A 15,863-nucleotide genomic window follows, 5' to 3' on the forward strand; every position below is an offset into this window, starting at 1 on the left:
CCGAGCAGCCGGGGGGATCGGGACGGACATGGGTTTCTGGGGATATTTCGTCGTGGGCCGCGCCGAGCGGCCCCTCGCGGAGCTGAGGACACTGCCGAACGCGGAGGGCATGGTCCTGCGCGTGTCGGCGCCGGACGGGTGGCAGGTCTGGGAGTACCCGGGCGAGGGGGACGTCGGGAAGATGAGCGCGCTCGCCGGGGAGACCGGGGCGCCCGCGCTCTTCGGGTACGTCATGGACAGCGCGTCGGTGGTCGTGGAGGCGGCGGGGCCGGAGAGCGGGGTGTGGACGGCCTGTCTGGCCCGCACCGCGATGGCCGCGCACCTCGGCGTCGACACAGGTGACGACGACGGTCCCGCGGGGTCGGGCGAAGAGGCCGATGACGCGGATGACGCGGATGGCGTCGATGACACCGAGGAACGGCCCGTCCTGGAGGACTACTTCCTGCATCCCCGGGACGCCGCCGAGCGGGCCGTCGCCTGGGCCGCCGAGGCCGGGCAGGTCGTGGCCGCCCAGCCGGTGCTCGACGTGCTGTTCGCCGACCCCGACAGCGGCGCGGGCGAGTTGGCCGAAAACCTGTTCTTCCGCCTGCTCGACCGGCTCGGCGTGGTGCCCCTGTGACACTCCCGGTCCGTCGCGCGCAGTAAGGGGAAGTGCGGCCTCCGTTAGGGACGGCCGTCCGGTGAGGGAGGTCTGATGAGCCTGGTGGAACTGATCGGTCAGGCCGACGAACGCGGGCTGGCCGCCAGCGGGTTGGCTTGTTTGGACCGGTGTCTGCCTCTGCTGGGCGGGGACGACGAACTGCTGCGGCCGCTGTGGGCCGGGCTCGCGGAGGACGGGTACGCCGACCGGTGGGGCGAGCTCTGGGAACAGGTGCGCAGCAAGGCCGGTGACGCCGGTACCGGTGGCGACGAGGAGGCCGCGCTGCTCGCCCGCCGTATGCTCGCCGCCGCTCCCGCAGACCTGGCCGCCGCCGAGATACGGGTGTGGGCCGACGCCTGTTCGGTGGCCGCGCTCCGGATCCACCGGCTCCTGGAGGTCGGCGCGCCCGCGGCGGACGACGGGGTCGAGGCGCGCAGGGAAGGCCGTACGGAAGGAATGTCGCCGCTCGTCTCCGCCGAACTGAGGCGCCAGACCCTCGTCCTGGAGCTGCTCGCCGAACACGGGGCGGGCGGGCTGCGCCGGGCGCGGGAGGTGTCGACCGAGGGGCGGCGGGTGCTGCGCGCGGTGGTGTCGCGCCGGGCGCGCGGGCGGGGCTGACGGAGCCGGCCCGGGCAGGCTCCGGGCGGGTCCTGACAGGGGTAAACCCCTGTTCCTGGGCGAGTCCTGTGACTGTCGTGCGGGGGAGGTGGGGCAGTCCTGCACCGGTCCCGGGAACCCCTCGAATCGGGGTGACGAAACGCTGTCCCGTGGCGCTTTCCGGGATGTGACGACTCAGCAGGAGACCAGGCCCTCGGCTGCGACCAAGCCGGTTCGATGGGCGGCGGACGCGGTGACGGCGCTGCGCGAGGGGGCACGGCTGCGCCTCGACTACTCGGCGCAGAGCCTCTGGCGCCTCGACCGCATGATCGACGACATACGCCGGGAACGACCTCCGTACCCCGCCGTGGCCGACGTGCTGCGCGGATTCGGGGCCTACGCCGGTGAGGTGATCGTCCGCCAGACCGGCGCCGAGTGGCTGGCGACCGGCGGCGAGCACTGGATCCGTACCCCCGACGGGAGATTGTGGGACCCGATCGACGAGGCGCGCCGGTGCTTCGCCGGGGACGGGTCGCTGCGGCTGCTGTGCCGGGACGCGACGGCGGCGGCGAACGGGTTCTGACGGATCCGGTGCCGCCCGGCGCGTGAACGACGAGGGCGCCCCGCCCGGCCCGGGTCTGCTCCGGGTCCGTGGCGGGGCGCCCTTTCGCGCCGGTATGGCCCTAAGGCGTCAGCGTCTGGCCCAGGCGGCCGTCGGTCGGGGTGCCGAGGGTGGACTTGCTGTAGAGGACGGAGTCGCCGTAGCCGAGGCCCGTGCTGTTGCTCGGGAGGTACAGCAGGATCCCGTCCGTGCCGTCCTCGCCGTCGGCGCCGAACGTCAGGTCCGCGCGGCCGTAGCCGGACAGGTCCGTTAGGGACACCGCCGAGCCGAACCGGTCGCCGGTCTCGGTGGCGCCCGGGAGGGCCGAGGTGTCCTGGGAGATGCCCACGGAGCCCGAGCCGGTGAGGCCGGAGGCGCTGCCCCTGAGGAGGATCGCGTTGCCGGCGTCCGCGCGGCCCGCGCCGTCGCGGGTGAGGTCCTCGCCGGGGGCGCCGGCCAGGGCGTCGGCGTAGCCGTCGGCGTTGAAGTCGCCGACGGCTACCGAGGAGCCGAGGGCGTCGCCGGACTCGTTGCCGCCCGGGACGTACGCCGTGTCCTGGTGGATCACGGTCATGCCGGTGGTGGTGAAGCCCGCGGACGTGCCCGGGACCATGGTGATCTGGCCGCCCGACCTGCCGCCCGACTCGGAGGCGACCGGCTGGCCGATGACGATGTCGTCGTAGCCGTTGCCGTTGACGTCGCCCGCGGCGATCGAGCGGCCGCCCTTGACGGAGATCACGCCGACCTTGGCCAGGCCGGCCGAGGAGCCCGCGAAGCGGACGACCCGGCCGATGCCGCCGGTGTCGCGGTAGTTGAGGGCGACGTCGGCGTAGCCGTCCCGGTTGAAGTCGCCGGTCGCGGCGTCCAGGTAGGCGAGGGAGCCGGTGGCGGAGGTGAGCTTGCCGTAGGTGTACCTGGTGCTGCTCAGCCGGACGTTCCAGGTGCCGCCGCGGCCCGCGCCGGCCGAGAAGACGTCCGCCTTGCCGTCGCCGTTGAAGTCGCCGACGGTGAGGGCGGAGCCGAGCCTGGCGCCCGCGGCCGTGACGCCCGAGGTGTTGTACGAGAAGCCGGTGGTCAGGGCCGGGCCGTACATGACCGTGACCGCGCCGCGGTCGGCGTTGCCGCTGGTGTCGTCCTCGCCGGGGGCGCCGATCGCGAGGTCGGCGTGGCCGTCGCCGTTGACGTCGCCCCAGGCGGTCGCGGCGCCGAAGGCGTCACCGGTCTCGGTGGAGCCGGGGACGCCGGGGCTGTTCTGCGTGAGTGACACCTTCGCCGCCGGGACCGGGCCGTCGACGCCGCCGGGGACCACCTTGACCGTGTTGGCCTTCGGCACGCCCGCGACCAGGTCGCTCACGCCGTCGCGGTTGTAGTCGGAGGTGGCCAGGGCGTGCGAGACGCCCGGGGTCTTCGCGAGCGCGGCGATCAGCGGGAGCTTGGGGTAGAGGTTCTTGCCGGGGCAGGCCGTGGCGTTGGTGTCCCGGTGGCCGAAGACGCGCGGCAGGGTGACCGACTGGCCCTTGGCGATCCTGTTGCCGTCGACGCCCGCGTCCACGCCGGAGGTCAGCGTGACCTTGCCCGTCGGGTCGATGCCGTACATCCCGAACTTCCAGGCGACGATCCGGGCGATCGCGTCGAGGGCGGCGCGGCTCGGTTTGGCGGACTCGTAGTTGCCGATGTACGAGATGCCGACCGTGTTGCTGTTGAAGCCGACGTCGTGCGCGCCGGTCACCGGCAGGTCCGTGCCGCCGCTGCGGCCCTCGAAGATCTGCCCGCACCGGTCGACGACGAAGTTGTAGCCGATGTCGTAGTAGCCGCGGGAGAAGTGCTCCTGCTGGATGGAGCGCATCCGGGCCCGGGACTTGGCGCAGGACAGCGTGTTGTCGCTGTCCGTGCCGGTGTGGTGGATGACGGCGGCCTTGATCTCGGTGCCGTAGCCCGGCGTGCCGTCGTAGTCCGTGGAGGCGCCCCACTCGGCCTGCGTGATGACCGGCGGCTTGACGACCGTCGAGGGGCGGGGGGCGGGGACGGTGGGGGTCGGGGAGGCGGACACCGTCGGGGACGCCGTGGCGGTGGGCGTGGGTGTGGCTGTCGCCGGGGGCGTCGGGGTGGCCGATTCGGTGGCGGGCGCCGACGTGGGGTCCGTGGGCGTCGCCGTCGGCGTGCCCGTCTCCTCCGCGTACGCCGCCGGCTCCAGGCCTTCAGGGGCGTGCGGGTCGGTGCCCGGGTCCAGGAGCTTGACGTCCATGCCGGCCGGCTGGCCGCCGGCCTCGGTGCCGTCGGCCTTCACGAGGCGGACCTCGACGCCGTCGGAGTCGCCGGTCCACAGCGAGGCGGTGCCGCCGCGCACGGCCGCGCGCTCGCCCTCGGCGCCGTCGGCCTGGTTCGGCTCGTGCTCCAGCTGCTGCCAGCCGGACCACCTGCCGGTCCTCAGGTCCCGGGTGCGCACCTCGGGGGTGCCCTTGGCGTCGGCCTGGGGGTCGTTCCAGGTCAACAGCACCGCGCTGAAGCGGTCGGTGGCCCGGCGGTCCAGCACCCGACGGCCCGAGCCCTCGCTCTTGAGCTTGAGGGTGTGGATCGACGGCTTGCGGCCCTGCGCCCCGGCGTCGGTCCGCGCGGACGGATCCGCGATGGCGTACGTCACGACGCCCGCGCCGCTCAGGACGACGGCCCCGGCCGTCAGCCAGGCTCTTCGCCCGAGACTCAACGGCTTGTACGCATGGGTCTTACGCGGACTCACTACCCCACCCCTGGAAATCGGTCACAGAAAACCCACCTGTCCCACAGGTGGCACTCACAGAGCGCACAGGGATGCGCGGATGTCACCGGTGACGTTTTCGGGGCCGTCTGCGCTGGGGTGAACGACCGGTGCGAGACCGGCGGGCCGGAGAGATGGCTGACGAGCAGTGACACTTCTGTGGGATCCGACGCTGAGGACCGTGGGGGCGGAGGCGACGGCGGCGAAGCCGCACGACGCGGCTCCGCCACGGACTCGGTACGGACGAGGACAGTTCTTGGGCCAGGGAGGCGAACCCCGCCGCGCGCAGGCGTACGACGGGGAACTGGGCGCGGCCGTCGCGCGGGCCCAGCAGGGTGACGAGACGGCCTTCGCGGTCGCCTACCGCATCGTGCAGCCCGCGCTGCTCGGGTATCTGCGCGGGATCGTCGGCGACGACGCCGAGGACGTGGCCTCCGACGCCTGGCTGGAGATCGCCCGCGACCTCGGCCGGTTCCAGGGCGACGGCGCCGGGTTCCGGGGCTGGAGCGCGACCATCGCCCGGCACCGGGCCCTGGACCACCTGCGCCGGCAGAAGGTACGGCCCCGGCCGAGCACGCTCGAACAGGACGTCCTGGACCTGCCCGGGCCCGGCAGCACGTACGACCAGGCGCTGGAGTCCATGTCGACGGAGTACGCCCTGGACCTGGTCCGCGGTCTGCCGCGCGACCAGGCGGAGGCCGTACTGCTGCGCGTCGTCGTCGGTCTGGACGGGCCCGCCGCCGCCCGCGTCCTCGGCAAGCGGCCCGGCGCGGTACGCACCGCCGCCTACCGGGGGCTGAAGCGGCTCGCCCGGCAGCTGGGCGCGGAGGGTGTGACGGATGAGAGCCCCCGAACGCTGGGGGAGTCGACATGACCGGCGACATGACCGGCGGCAGGGCCTGCGGCATGACCGTTGGCAGGGTCGGCGCGGCGGATGCCGGGGCGGTGGCCCCTGAGGGCGGACAGCACGGCAACGGATGCGCCGCGATCGGGTCGTACAGGGACGGACAGGGACGGTCAGGGCATGGGTGAGCGGAAGAAGGACGACGGGGGCCACGGCCGTCGGCGTGTCTCCGGGCGCCCCGGCGGTGCGACGGAACCCCCTGTATTCGGCCCTCACGGGACCGGACGCCCTGATACCGGTTCCGTCGGTCTGAGCACCGTGGAGGCCCTGCTCGGTGCCGCCCTGCGCGTGGACCGGGTCGACGCGGAGGCGGAGCAGCGGGCCGTGGCCGCCTTCCGGGCGGCGCGGGACGCGGGCACGCACCGGGCCCGTACCCGCCGCCGGGACGACTGGCGGCCCCGTGAGCGGCGCGCCTCGCGCTCGCTGCGGACCACTCTCTCCGTGGTGCTGGCGAGCCTCACCCTGGGCGGCGCCGCGTTCGCCGCGATCGGCACCTCGCATCCCGCCGCGGGCGGTACCGACGACGACCGGGGCCGTCCGCACCCCTCGGCGAGCGGCTCGACCCGGCCGGACGGCTCGCCCTCCCCGGGCTCCCGCGCCACCGCCGTACCGTCGGACCGGCCGGCCACGGCGAAGGACCTCCTGGCCCACTGCCGTGCCTACGACGAGGTCGGCGGCGACGGCAACGCGCTCCAGGCGACGGCCTGGCGGCGACTGGTCACGGCGGCGGGCGGCGAGACGAAGGTCACCGCCTACTGCGCCGAGCGACTGAAGGACGCGGCGGCGGCCGAGAAGAACACGGGCAAGCCGGCCTCGCCGGGCAAGGCACCCGAGGCCAACGACGGCACGGGCACCAAGCAGAACGAGCGCCCGACCGGAGGTGACCGGCCCGCCGACAGGACCGGACAGAGCGGCCAGGACGACCAGGGCGACCAGAGCGGCACAACAGGCCGGACCGGCACGACGGGTCAGAGCGGCACGACAGGGGAGTCGGGCTCGGGCGCCGACAAGGCCGGTCCGCCCGCCGACGCGGCCCAGGAGAAGAACTAGCGGTTCAGGTGCCTCCCGCAGGATCCCCGCACGGGGATCGCACTGCCGGGTGAGGCCGAGGTGAGTCCTCTGACCGCCCGGTAAACCGCGGAGACGGCCGGGGCCGCCACCCCCCACAGGAGAGGCCCCGGCCGTCGCGCGGCACGGGCCGCGCGGCGGCCCGTACTTTCTACAGCGTCGCGCACGCGTTTTCTGTCACACCCCCGCCGCCGGGCATCGCATCACAAGCTTGTTGCACCTTGTGCGGACATGGACGAGCAGCGGTTTCAGGTCGTAACGTGCCTTTCGCGCCGGGCGCGAAAAGTTGAATGATCATTGCGACCATCAGGGGCCCGAAGCCCATCAGGGGGCCGAGGCCACGAGCGACGACTCGACCATGTCGCGACCATCGACTCGACCATGTATGAGGACTTAGCGGGTGCTGGGGGACGACGCGGAGCTGACGACCGCGGTGCTTGCGGCACAGGACGGGGACGAGACCGCGTTCCGGACTGTGTACCGCGCCGTGCACCCACGGCTGCTCGGGTACGTCCGGACACTGGTCGGCGACCCGGACGCCGAGGACGTCACGTCCGAGACCTGGCTCCAGATAGCGCGTGACCTGGAGAGGTTCAGCGGGGACGCGGACCGCTTCCGCGGCTGGGCCGCCCGGATAGCCCGCAATCGCGCACTGGACCACATACGCATGCGCGGCCGCCGCCCGGCCATCGGCGGTGACGAGACGGAGCTGACCGGCAAGCCCGCCGAGTCCGACACCGCGGGCGAGGCGATGGAGTCGATGGCCACCGACAGCACGCTCTCCCTCATCGCCCGGCTGCCGCAGGACCAGGCCGAGGCCGTCGTCCTGCGCGTGGTCGTCGGCCTCGACGCGAAGACCGCCGCCGAGACGCTCGGCAAGCGCCCGGGCGCCGTCCGGACGGCCGCGCACCGTGGTCTGAAACGGCTCGCCGAGCTGCTCGACGGCGATCCGGACGCGGCCGGTGTGCTCGACGCGCTGCCGCCGCAGCGAGAACCGCGCGCCGACGCGGTGACGTCCGCAGGTGTGACGCATATGCGCGCACGGACGCAGAAGGACATGTGATGGCCGACGAGCGCTGTGATTTTCCGGGGGACACCCCTCGGACCCCCGGCCGGTGGCTGAACCGCGAAACGGCGGAGCTTCTGCTGAGCGGAGCCTCACTCGAAGCTGTCGACGCGGCCGACCGCGACCAGGCCGAACGTCTGGCGAAGACCCTCGACTCGCTCTCCGTGGAACCCCCGCCGGGTGCCGAACTCCCCGGCGAGGCCGCCGCGTTGGCCGCCTTCCGCAAGGTCCGCGCGGACCGCGCGGACGACTGGATCGGCGTGCCCGCCCCCGGTCACCGCACCCGTGTCCCCTCCTCCGACTCCTCCGACGCCGGACTCGTGCGCATCGGCGACCCCGCCGACCGTGCCGACGATCCGCGCCCCCGCCGAGGCCGTGCCCTGCGCCTCGGGCTGGCCGCCGCGCTGACCGTCGGGATGGTCGGCGGGGTCGCCGCCGCGGTCGGCATCGGATTCCTGCCCGGCGTGGGCGACAGCGAGCCGGACCCCGCCGCCACGGTCTCGGCGGCGGCGACCCCGAACCGCCCGTTCGTCTCCCCGTCGCCGCCCGCCGCCCACAGCGAGCCCCGGCCCGACGGAGCCGAGAACGACACCGGCCGGCAGCCTCCGAGGGACACCGCACGGGAGGGTTCCGCGCCCCCCGGGACCGGAACCGGCAGCGAGGGCCGGTCGAAGCAGCCCGGCGCCTGGCGCGGCGCTCCCTCGGCCTGCCGCGACGTACGGGACGGCAAGAACCTGAACGCCGACCGCAGACGCACCCTGGAGGGCGCGGCGGGCGGCCCCTCGCAAGTGAAGGACTACTGCAAGGGCCTGCTGGCCGCCCCGAACTCCGCCGACGGCTCCACCGGGCGCTCCGACACCGACGTCAGGAACGGCGTCAGGAAGGACGGCCGGGGCGACGACGAAGGCGGCGACAAAGGCAGGGGGAGGGGCAGGGGCGGCGACGGGCACCGGGACGACCGGGAGCGGGACGACCGGGACCGGGGCAGAGGGGAGAGCGACGGCTACGGCGGCCGCCACCTCGGTCACGGACGGGTCGGGTTCGGTGTGAACAGCGGTGCCGCCCCTCTCAAGAGCCTTGCGAAGGACCCCTCTGAGCTGCGGTTTTCCAGGACTTCGAACTTTTTCGCCGGAAGGGTGTGACGTTTCCGGCCCCTCCGGCGCAGTAATGAGTGAGCCGACTGGTCATCGGCCGCCGCACAGAGCCGGGGGTTCCCCCCGTACCCACGGCTCGTGCACCTCGGCGCGGGCGGGACACGTTCCCCCGGTCCCGCCCGCGCCCCATATCCGCACCCCGCGCCTCACCAGTGGACGACGACCTTGTCGCCGTTCCTCACCTGCGCGAACAGATCCGCGATCGCCGCCTCGTCCCGGACGTTGACACAGCCGTGCGAGGCGCCGGCGTAACCGCGGGCCGCGAAGTCGGACGAGTAGTGCACGGCCTGGCCGCCGCTGAAGAACAGGGCGTACGGCATCGGCGAGTCGTAGAGCGTCGACACATGGTGGCGGGACTTCCAGTAGACGCTGAACACACCCTCGCGGGTGGGCGTGTACTGCGAGCCGAAGCGGACCGGCACGGTGGTGACGGTCCGCCCGTCGATCATCCAGCGCAGGGTGCGGCTGGTCTTGCTGATGCACAGCGCCCGGCCGGTCAGACAGCGCGGGTCCGGATCGTCGGCCGGCTGCCCGCCCATCAGATACAGGTCCCACCGGCCGGGCTCCTGGGTCATCCTCAGCAGCCGCTGCCAGGTGACGGTGTCCGTCCGCCCCGTCCGCGGCAGCCCGCGCTTGCCCTGGAAACCCCTGACCGCCCGCTCCGTGAGGTCGTCGTACGTCCCGGTCGGACCGTCGAAGAGCCAGGCGACCTGGCGCAGCCGGGCCTGGAGCTCGCGGACGTCACGGCCGGTGTCGCCCCGGGACCACAGGACGGCGGGCGCGGCCCTGGTGGCGGGCGGCGTGCGGCTCGGTCCGCTCGGCTCCGGGTCGTCGTCCGCGGGCGGTGTGCCGCGCTGCGGCACCTCTATGCGGATGGGGCCCTGCGGTTTCCCGTCCTGGTCGGTGGCCTCGACCGTGCAGCCGCAGACGGCGACCGCCGTCAGCGCCAGCAGTGCGGTGAACGCTCTCCCCATGCCCGTACTACGCATCCAGGCCCTCCGTCGTCTCACCGGCACCTTCCCAGATGTCTCCCCAGGGGTGACCGGTTGCGAACGGTTCCGGGGCGCCTCGGCCGAGACCGCAATACCGTGGTGGGCATGACGCGTGAGTCGGAGTCCGGACTGCCCATCGAACCCGTCTACGGCCCCGAGGCCCTGGAAGACTGGGACCCCGCCGAGAAACTCGGCGAGCCCGGGGCCTACCCCTACACCCGCGGTGTCTACCCGTCGATGTACACCGGCCGCCCCTGGACCATGCGCCAGTACGCCGGTTTCGGTACGGCCGCGGAGTCCAACGCCCGCTACCAGCAGCTCATCGCCAACGGCACGATGGGCCTGTCGGTCGCCTTCGACCTGCCCACCCAGATGGGCCACGACTCCGACGCGCCCCTCGCGCACGGCGAGGTCGGCAAGGTGGGCGTCGCCATCGACTCGATCGACGACATGCGCGTGCTGTTCGGCGGGATCCCGCTGGACAAGGTGTCGACGTCGATGACGATCAACGCGCCGGCCGCGCTGCTGCTGCTCCTCTACCAACTGGTGGCGGAGGAGCAGGGCGTCGGCGCGGACCGGCTGACCGGCACCATCCAGAACGACGTGCTGAAGGAGTACATCGCGCGGGGCACGTACATCTTCCCGCCCAAGCCCTCGCTCCGGCTGATCGCCGACATCTTCCGGTACTGCAAGGCCGAGATCCCGAAGTGGAACACCATCTCGATCTCCGGCTACCACATGGCCGAGGCGGGCGCCTCGCCCGCGCAGGAGATCGCGTTCACGCTGGCCGACGGCATCGAGTACGTCCGCACGGCGGTCGCGGCCGGCATGGACGTCGACGACTTCGCTCCCCGGCTGTCCTTCTTCTTCGTCGCCCGTACGACGATCCTGGAGGAGGTCGCCAAGTTCCGGGCCGCCCGCCGGATCTGGGCGCGGGTGATGAAGGAGGAGTTCGGCGCCGAGAACCCCAAGTCGCTGATGCTGCGCTTCCACACCCAGACCGCGGGGGTGCAGCTGACGGCCCAGCAGCCCGAGGTGAACCTGGTGCGCGTCGCCGTCCAGGGGCTCGCGGCGGTGCTCGGCGGCACCCAGTCCCTGCACACCAACTCCTTCGACGAGGCGATCGCGCTGCCCACCGACAAGGCGGCGCGGCTGGCTCTGCGTACCCAGCAGGTGCTCGCCCACGAGACCGATGTGACCGCGACGGTCGATCCCTTCGCCGGGTCGTACGTCGTCGAGAGGATGACCGACGACGTGGAGGCGGCCGCGCTGGACCTCATGCGGAAGGTCGAGGACCTCGGTGGGGCGGTCGCCGCGATCGAGCACGGGTTCCAGAAGGGCGAGATCGAGCGCAGCGCGTATCGGATCGCTCAGGAGACCGACGCCGGCGAGCGGGTCGTGGTCGGCGTCAACCGGTTCCAGCTCGACGAGGAGGAGCCGTACGAGCCGCTCCGGGTCGATCCCGCGATCGAGGCGCAGCAGGTGGAGCGGCTCGTGAGGTTGCGGGCGGAGCGGGACCAGGCGGCGGTGGATTCGGCGCTGGGCGCTCTGCGGAAGGCGGCGGAGGGGGAGGACAACGTGCTGTATCCGATGAAGGACGCGTTGCGGGCCCGGGCGACGGTGGGGGAGGTGTGCAATGCGCTGCGCGGGGTGTGGGGGACGTATGTTCCGTCGGACGCGTTCTGAGGTCCGACTGCCTCAGGCACCTACTCGTGCCGTGTACTGCGGCAGACCGACCGGGGTTTCGCCGGCCCAGCCGACGTAGCCGTCCGGGCGGATCAGGAACAGGCCCCTTCCGTACGTCGGTTGCTCCTCACCGGTGACCACATGGACCGACGTGGCTGGTTCCGAGGGCTCCACCCCTATCGCGAGCAGCGTCCAGTGCGGGCCCCGGAACGCGTCGAACAGGCGTAGGCCGCCCAGCGTGCCGTCGGGGGCGCGGTCGCCGGCCCGGATGGGTCCCGGTTGAGGCCGGGTCTCCTCCGTGAGGGACGAGTCCCGGTAGCCGAGGCCGAGTTGGCGGGTCGCGTCGCCGCGGCGGGTCTCGCCCCGGTGGACGCTGGTGGAGAGGCCGAGCACGGCGGAGGCGACGGGGCGGCGCTCCTCCTCGTAGGTGTCGAGCAGGGCCGGGTCCGCCCCGCCCCGCAGGACCGCACCGAGCTTCCAGCCCAGGTTGTAGGCGTCCTGGACGCTGGTGTTGAGGCCCTGGCCGCCCGCGGGGGAGTGGATGTGGGCGGCGTCGCCCGCGAGGAAGACCCGGCCGTGCCGGAACCGGTCGGCGAGGGCCGCTCGCGGGCGGAAGTCGGAGGCCCAGCGCACCTGCGTGACGGCCTGCGCGGCGAGGTGGGAGCGGGCGGCGACGACCTCGCGGATGCCGTCGAGGGAGCGGGCGGCGACGACCTCGCGGATGCCGTCGAGCGAGAGGTCGACCGCCGTGCCCTCCGGGAACCGGGCCATGACCTGGAAGTCCTCCGTACCGGCCAGGGGGCAGATCGCGAGGAAGCCGTCGGTGTCCGCGCTGGGCGGGAAGAGGTGCCAGTTGTCGCGGTCGAGGCCGGTGATCCGGACGTCCGCGACGAGGGTCGGGTTCGGGTCCACCGTCTCGCCGGTCAGGGCGATGCCGAGGGCGCGGCGGACGGTCGAGCGGCCGCCGTCGGCGGCGACCAGGTAGCGGGCGCGGAGGTCCGGGCCGGTCGCGAAGCCCACCGTCACGCCCTCGGCGTCCTGCGTGAGCCCGGTAGCCTCCCGCCCGAAGGCCACCTTGCCGCCCAGTTCCTCCAGCCGTGCGAACAGCACCTCCTGGGTGCGCCACTGCGGCACCATCCAGGGCTCGTTGTAGGGGGAGTCGTCGGTGACCTCGGCGGCGTCGAACATCCGGTGCTCACCGGCCCGTTCGCCGTCCTGCCAGATCATCCCGACCGGATAGCCGCCGCCGACCGCGCGGATCGCCGCCAGGACGCCCAGGTCGTCGAAGACCTCCATCGTGCGCGGCTGGATCCCCTTGCCGCGCGAGCCCGGGAACAGCCCGTCGCCCTTCTCCACCACCAGCGCGTCCATCCCGCGCCGGGCCAGGTCGATACCGAGCGCGAGCCCGCTCGGCCCCGCGCCGACGACCAGTACGTCGGTGTCCATACGGCCACTCTCCTTAACGCTGTTAAGTTCCATCGGGTACGACCATGCCCTTAACGTTGTTAAGCTGTCAAGCGTGACTACGGAACGCCGGACGCCCCTGGACCGCACACGGGTCGCGGACACCGCGCTGAAGCTCCTGAACGAGGTCGGCCTGGACGGCCTGACCCTGCGTGCCATCGCCAAGGAGCTGGACGTCAAGGCGCCCGCCCTGTACTGGCACTTCAAGGACAAGCAGGCGCTGCTCGACGAGATGGCGACCGAGATGTTCCGCCGCATGGTCGCCGGGACACCGCTCGACCCGGACGACACCTGGCAAGAACGGCTGCTGAAGTCCAACCGCGGACTGCGCGCGGCACTGCTCGGCTACCGCGACGGCGCGAAGGTCTTCAGCGGGTCACGGTTCACCGGGCTGGTGCACGTGGAGCAGATGGAGGACGGCCTGCGCCTCCTCACGGCCGCCGGGTTCACCCTCCCCCAGGCGGTCCGCGCGACCTCCACGACATACCTCTACACCCTCGGTTTCGTCACCGAGGAACAGGGCGTCGAACCCCTCCCCGGCGAGCGCCGCGAGGGGTACGACCTGACCGAACGCACCCGCCTGATGGCCGACTTCCCCCTGTCGGCCGCGGCGGGCACGGAAATCTTCCAGAACTACGACGAACACTTCGAGGAGGGCCTGGAGCTGGTGCTCGCAGGAATCGAGAAACGGTACGTCAGCGCCCCTTCAGGGGCGCGGGGAACTGCGCGACCAGCCACGACGAACCCGCGGACAACCACTTAGCCGCGCCCCCTCAACCCCTTCCGCACCGCCCGCGTAACAACAGGCGGCAGCAGATCCACAGCGACCCGCCGCACAGGCGACCGCCGCCGCTTGGGCACCGGGGCGGAAACCGACGTAGCAACCGGCTCAGGCGCAGTGGCAACGTAATGCCGCGACCGCGGAAACTCCGGCTCCCGCATCCCCTTCGACCGCGCCCGCACCAGCCGGTGCCCCGCCGCGTGCTGCACGCTCAGCCCGACGTCCGACCGGCCGCGGAGCATCTCCAGCAGTTCTTCCTGCACGGCCTCGGGATCCCCCCACGTGCCGTACAGCTTCTGCGTGCTGAGGCAGATCGGCCGCAGCCCGCGGTTCAGCACCGCCTCCCACGTGGCGACCGAGACGCCGGGGGTGTGCTCGGAGCGGAAGTCGTCGAGGACGACGATGCCGTCGGGGAGCAGGATCTCGTGGGCCGCGCCGATGTCGTCGTGGACGTGCTCGTACAGGTGCGAGGCGTCGATGTGGACGAAGCGGCAGGTCTTCGGGGCCACCTCGCCGGAGATCACGGAGGTCGGCGCCTCGATCACGCGCGGCAGTTCGGGGTGGAAGGAGAGGTAGTTGCGTTCGAAGGCCTGGCGGGTGAGGGAGGAGTAGGACTTCGCGGTCTCGGCGCGGTTGGCGCCGTCCGGTGCCTCGCCGCCGAACAGGTCGCAGACGGTGAAGTGTTCGCCGTCCTGCCGGTGCCGGCCGAGGAGGATCGCGCTCTTGCCGAGGTATACGCCGAGTTCCAGCAGGTCGCCGCGGAAGCCGCCGGCCTCCTGCCGGTCGAGGAGCCAGGTGAACAGCACCTGGTCGAGCGGGGGGAACCAGCCCGGGACGTCCGAGAGTTCGCCGGGCAGCCTGTCAGTGGGGTGTGCAGTCGCCATGCATGGGTATCTGCTCGCTGCGCGCCGGAGAATCGGTCGGCCGGCTGAACGTCCCGTGAACAGCTCGGCGTGCCCCCGCACACCGGCTCATCGCATCTTCGCCAGTGCCGCCCGCAGTCGTGGGGTCAGCGGCTTCTCGACGTACCGGTTCAGCAGCCAGGCGAGGACCAGCATCGACAGGACGGTGAGGGCGAAGGTCTCCGCGGACGGCAGGCCCAGGCCGATGTGCAGGGCGCGCACGACGACCCAGCCGAGGTGCTCGTGGACCAGGTAGAACGGGTACGTCAGCGCTCCGGCGACCGTCAGCCAGCGCCAGTTGGCCCAGTTCAGCCAGCCCAGCGCGATCGCCGCGACCGCGACGAAGCCGAGGGCGACGACGAGGGCGATGCCGAACGAGGTGCGGTGGGCGAAGGCGTTCGGGTCGGCGGCGTTCCACAGCTCCTTGACCGCGTAGTGCTGCCCGATCAGGAAGCTGACGGCCACGATGCCCCAGCCGTAGACGTCCTTGCGGTCGCGGTGGACGAGGTAGAGGCCGACCCCGCCGATGAAGAAGGGGGCGTACTCCGGCATGAAGACGATGTCCAGCAGCGGCTGCCGCGCGCCCTGGGTGATCGCCGCAGCCAGGGTCCAGCCCGCGCAGAACAGGATCACGCGGCGGCGGGTGGCGCCGGGCAGGACCACGCACAGCGCGAACAGGGCGTAGAAGCGGACCTCCGCCCACAGCGTCCAGCACACGCCGAGGACGCGGTCCACGCCCAGCGGGTACTGGAGCATCGTCAGGTTGACGAGGGTGTCGCTCGGGGAGAGGGCCTTGTAGGTGACCATCGGCAGCGCGAACACGGCCGTCACCAGCAGAACGGCCGCCCAGTAGGCGGGCAGCAGCCGGGAGGCGCGGGAGGCGAAGAACGACTTCAGCGGTCTGCCCCAGCCGCTCATGCAGATCACGAATCCGCTGATCACGAAGAAGATCTGGACGCCGAGACAGCCGTAGGCGAAATAGTTGTGCAGCGTCGGGAACTGCTTCTCCGGGGAGCTTCCCCAGGCATGGGTGATCTCGCCGCCGCGGCCGCCGTAGTGGTAGGCGGCCACCATCAGCGCGGCGACCAGGCGCAGGCCGTCCAGGGCGCGCAGGCGGGGTTCCGGACGAGGGGTCGTGCGTTCCGGCCGGCGGGGCTCGGTCGCGTCCAGGGGCGCGTCGGGCACCGGTCGGACGGTCATGCTGGTCACGAAAATCCCCTCACCGGGCATTCCAACAGGTACTTGCCAGCACG

The 15,863-nt window shown here is 72.5% G+C and carries 14 protein-coding genes; 9 read left to right on the forward strand and 5 right to left on the reverse strand.

What is annotated here, in order from left to right; all coding sequences use genetic code 11:
* Nucleotides 1-28: 28 nt before the first annotated feature.
* The 3 genes from SLINC_RS27955 to SLINC_RS27965 all read left to right on the forward strand — a co-directional run bounded on the left by SLINC_RS27955 (nucleotide 29) and on the right by SLINC_RS27965 (nucleotide 1,820).
* Nucleotides 29-619, forward strand: a complete 591-nt coding sequence (locus SLINC_RS27955) for a hypothetical protein (protein WP_067438317.1) — start codon at nucleotides 29-31, stop codon at nucleotides 617-619.
* Nucleotides 620-694: 75 nt separating this feature from the next.
* Nucleotides 695-1,258: a hypothetical protein gene (locus SLINC_RS27960; RefSeq protein ID WP_067438322.1), complete on the forward strand. Its 564-nt coding sequence runs from the start codon at nucleotides 695-697 to the stop codon at nucleotides 1,256-1,258.
* 166 nt (nucleotides 1,259-1,424) lie between these two features.
* Complete coding sequence (locus tag SLINC_RS27965; protein WP_067438325.1) at nucleotides 1,425-1,820, forward strand: hypothetical protein; 396 nt, start codon at nucleotides 1,425-1,427, stop codon at nucleotides 1,818-1,820.
* Nucleotides 1,821-1,920: 100 nt separating this feature from the next.
* On the opposite strand, the gene SLINC_RS27970 is transcribed toward SLINC_RS27965, so the two are convergent.
* On the reverse strand, nucleotides 1,921-4,575 hold the full coding sequence (locus SLINC_RS27970) for an N-acetylmuramoyl-L-alanine amidase (RefSeq protein ID WP_067438328.1): 2,655 nt from the start codon (nucleotides 4,573-4,575) through the stop codon (nucleotides 1,921-1,923).
* A gap of 274 nt (nucleotides 4,576-4,849) precedes the next feature.
* Here SLINC_RS27970 and SLINC_RS27975 point away from each other — a divergent pair, with 274 nt between their 5' ends.
* From SLINC_RS27975 to SLINC_RS27990, 4 genes are all read left to right on the forward strand, one after another.
* The gene (locus tag SLINC_RS27975; RefSeq protein WP_067438331.1) at nucleotides 4,850-5,467 is read left to right on the forward strand and encodes an RNA polymerase sigma factor; all 618 of its coding nucleotides are present in this window, start codon (nucleotides 4,850-4,852) and stop codon (nucleotides 5,465-5,467) included.
* Between the two features lie 150 nt (nucleotides 5,468-5,617).
* Nucleotides 5,618-6,547 (forward strand): hypothetical protein, encoded by a 930-nt coding sequence (locus SLINC_RS27980; RefSeq protein ID WP_182449211.1) that lies wholly within the window; start codon nucleotides 5,618-5,620, stop codon nucleotides 6,545-6,547.
* 418 nt (nucleotides 6,548-6,965) lie between these two features.
* Nucleotides 6,966-7,628 (forward strand): RNA polymerase sigma factor, encoded by a 663-nt coding sequence (locus SLINC_RS27985; RefSeq protein WP_067438337.1) that lies wholly within the window; start codon nucleotides 6,966-6,968, stop codon nucleotides 7,626-7,628.
* Nucleotides 7,628-8,773, forward strand: coding sequence for a hypothetical protein (locus SLINC_RS27990; RefSeq protein ID WP_067438341.1), 1,146 nt, complete (start codon nucleotides 7,628-7,630; stop codon nucleotides 8,771-8,773). The genes SLINC_RS27985 and SLINC_RS27990 overlap by 1 nt, the downstream gene beginning before the upstream one ends.
* A 158-nt stretch (nucleotides 8,774-8,931) precedes the next feature.
* Here SLINC_RS27990 and SLINC_RS27995 read toward each other — a convergent pair whose 3' ends face one another.
* Nucleotides 8,932-9,774 (reverse strand): L,D-transpeptidase family protein, encoded by an 843-nt coding sequence (locus SLINC_RS27995; protein WP_067438344.1) that lies wholly within the window; start codon nucleotides 9,772-9,774, stop codon nucleotides 8,932-8,934.
* Nucleotides 9,775-9,882: 108 nt separating this feature from the next.
* Between SLINC_RS27995 and SLINC_RS28000 the strand changes: the two genes are divergently transcribed.
* Nucleotides 9,883-11,463 (forward strand): acyl-CoA mutase large subunit family protein, encoded by a 1,581-nt coding sequence (locus tag SLINC_RS28000; protein WP_067438347.1) that lies wholly within the window; start codon nucleotides 9,883-9,885, stop codon nucleotides 11,461-11,463.
* A 12-nt stretch (nucleotides 11,464-11,475) separates the two neighbouring features.
* On the opposite strand, the gene SLINC_RS28005 is transcribed toward SLINC_RS28000, so the two are convergent.
* On the reverse strand, nucleotides 11,476-12,909 hold the full coding sequence (locus SLINC_RS28005) for an FAD-dependent oxidoreductase (RefSeq protein WP_067438349.1): 1,434 nt from the start codon (nucleotides 12,907-12,909) through the stop codon (nucleotides 11,476-11,478).
* Nucleotides 12,910-12,982: 73 nt separating this feature from the next.
* Between SLINC_RS28005 and SLINC_RS28010 the strand changes: the two genes are divergently transcribed.
* Nucleotides 12,983-13,690, forward strand: coding sequence for a TetR/AcrR family transcriptional regulator (locus tag SLINC_RS28010; RefSeq protein WP_067438352.1), 708 nt, complete (start codon nucleotides 12,983-12,985; stop codon nucleotides 13,688-13,690).
* Here SLINC_RS28010 and SLINC_RS28015 read toward each other — a convergent pair.
* Nucleotides 13,687-14,592 (reverse strand): class I SAM-dependent methyltransferase, encoded by a 906-nt coding sequence (locus SLINC_RS28015; RefSeq protein ID WP_067438355.1) that lies wholly within the window; start codon nucleotides 14,590-14,592, stop codon nucleotides 13,687-13,689. The genes SLINC_RS28010 and SLINC_RS28015 overlap by 4 nt on opposite strands.
* An 87-nt stretch (nucleotides 14,593-14,679) precedes the next feature.
* Complete coding sequence (locus tag SLINC_RS28020; protein ID WP_067445782.1) at nucleotides 14,680-15,810, reverse strand: acyltransferase family protein; 1,131 nt, start codon at nucleotides 15,808-15,810, stop codon at nucleotides 14,680-14,682.
* Between the last annotated feature and the right edge of the window lie 53 nt (nucleotides 15,811-15,863).

The organism is Streptomyces lincolnensis (genome assembly GCF_001685355.1).
Classification (GTDB): domain Bacteria; phylum Actinomycetota; class Actinomycetes; order Streptomycetales; family Streptomycetaceae; genus Streptomyces; species Streptomyces lincolnensis.

Bases quoted from the DNA above. Each gene is read 5' to 3' on its own strand.
- SLINC_RS27955 (WP_067438317.1), top strand. From the start codon at position 29: ATGGGTTTCTGGGGATATTTCGTCGTGGGCCGCGCCGAGCGGCCCCTC.
- SLINC_RS27960 (WP_067438322.1), top strand. From the start codon at position 695: ATGAGCCTGGTGGAACTGATCGGTCAGGCCGACGAACGCGGGCTGGCC.
- SLINC_RS27980 (WP_182449211.1), top strand. From the start codon at position 5,618: ATGGGTGAGCGGAAGAAGGACGACGGGGGCCACGGCCGTCGGCGTGTC.
- SLINC_RS28005 (WP_067438349.1), bottom strand. From the start codon at position 12,909: ATGGACACCGACGTACTGGTCGTCGGCGCGGGGCCGAGCGGGCTCGCG.
- SLINC_RS28020 (WP_067445782.1), bottom strand. From the start codon at position 15,810: ATGACCGTCCGACCGGTGCCCGACGCGCCCCTGGACGCGACCGAGCCC.
- SLINC_RS28015 (WP_067438355.1), bottom strand. From the start codon at position 14,592: ATGGCGACTGCACACCCCACTGACAGGCTGCCCGGCGAACTCTCGGAC.
- SLINC_RS28000 (WP_067438347.1), top strand. From the start codon at position 9,883: ATGACGCGTGAGTCGGAGTCCGGACTGCCCATCGAACCCGTCTACGGC.
- SLINC_RS27995 (WP_067438344.1), bottom strand. From the start codon at position 9,774: ATGCGTAGTACGGGCATGGGGAGAGCGTTCACCGCACTGCTGGCGCTG.
- SLINC_RS27990 (WP_067438341.1), top strand. From the start codon at position 7,628: ATGGCCGACGAGCGCTGTGATTTTCCGGGGGACACCCCTCGGACCCCC.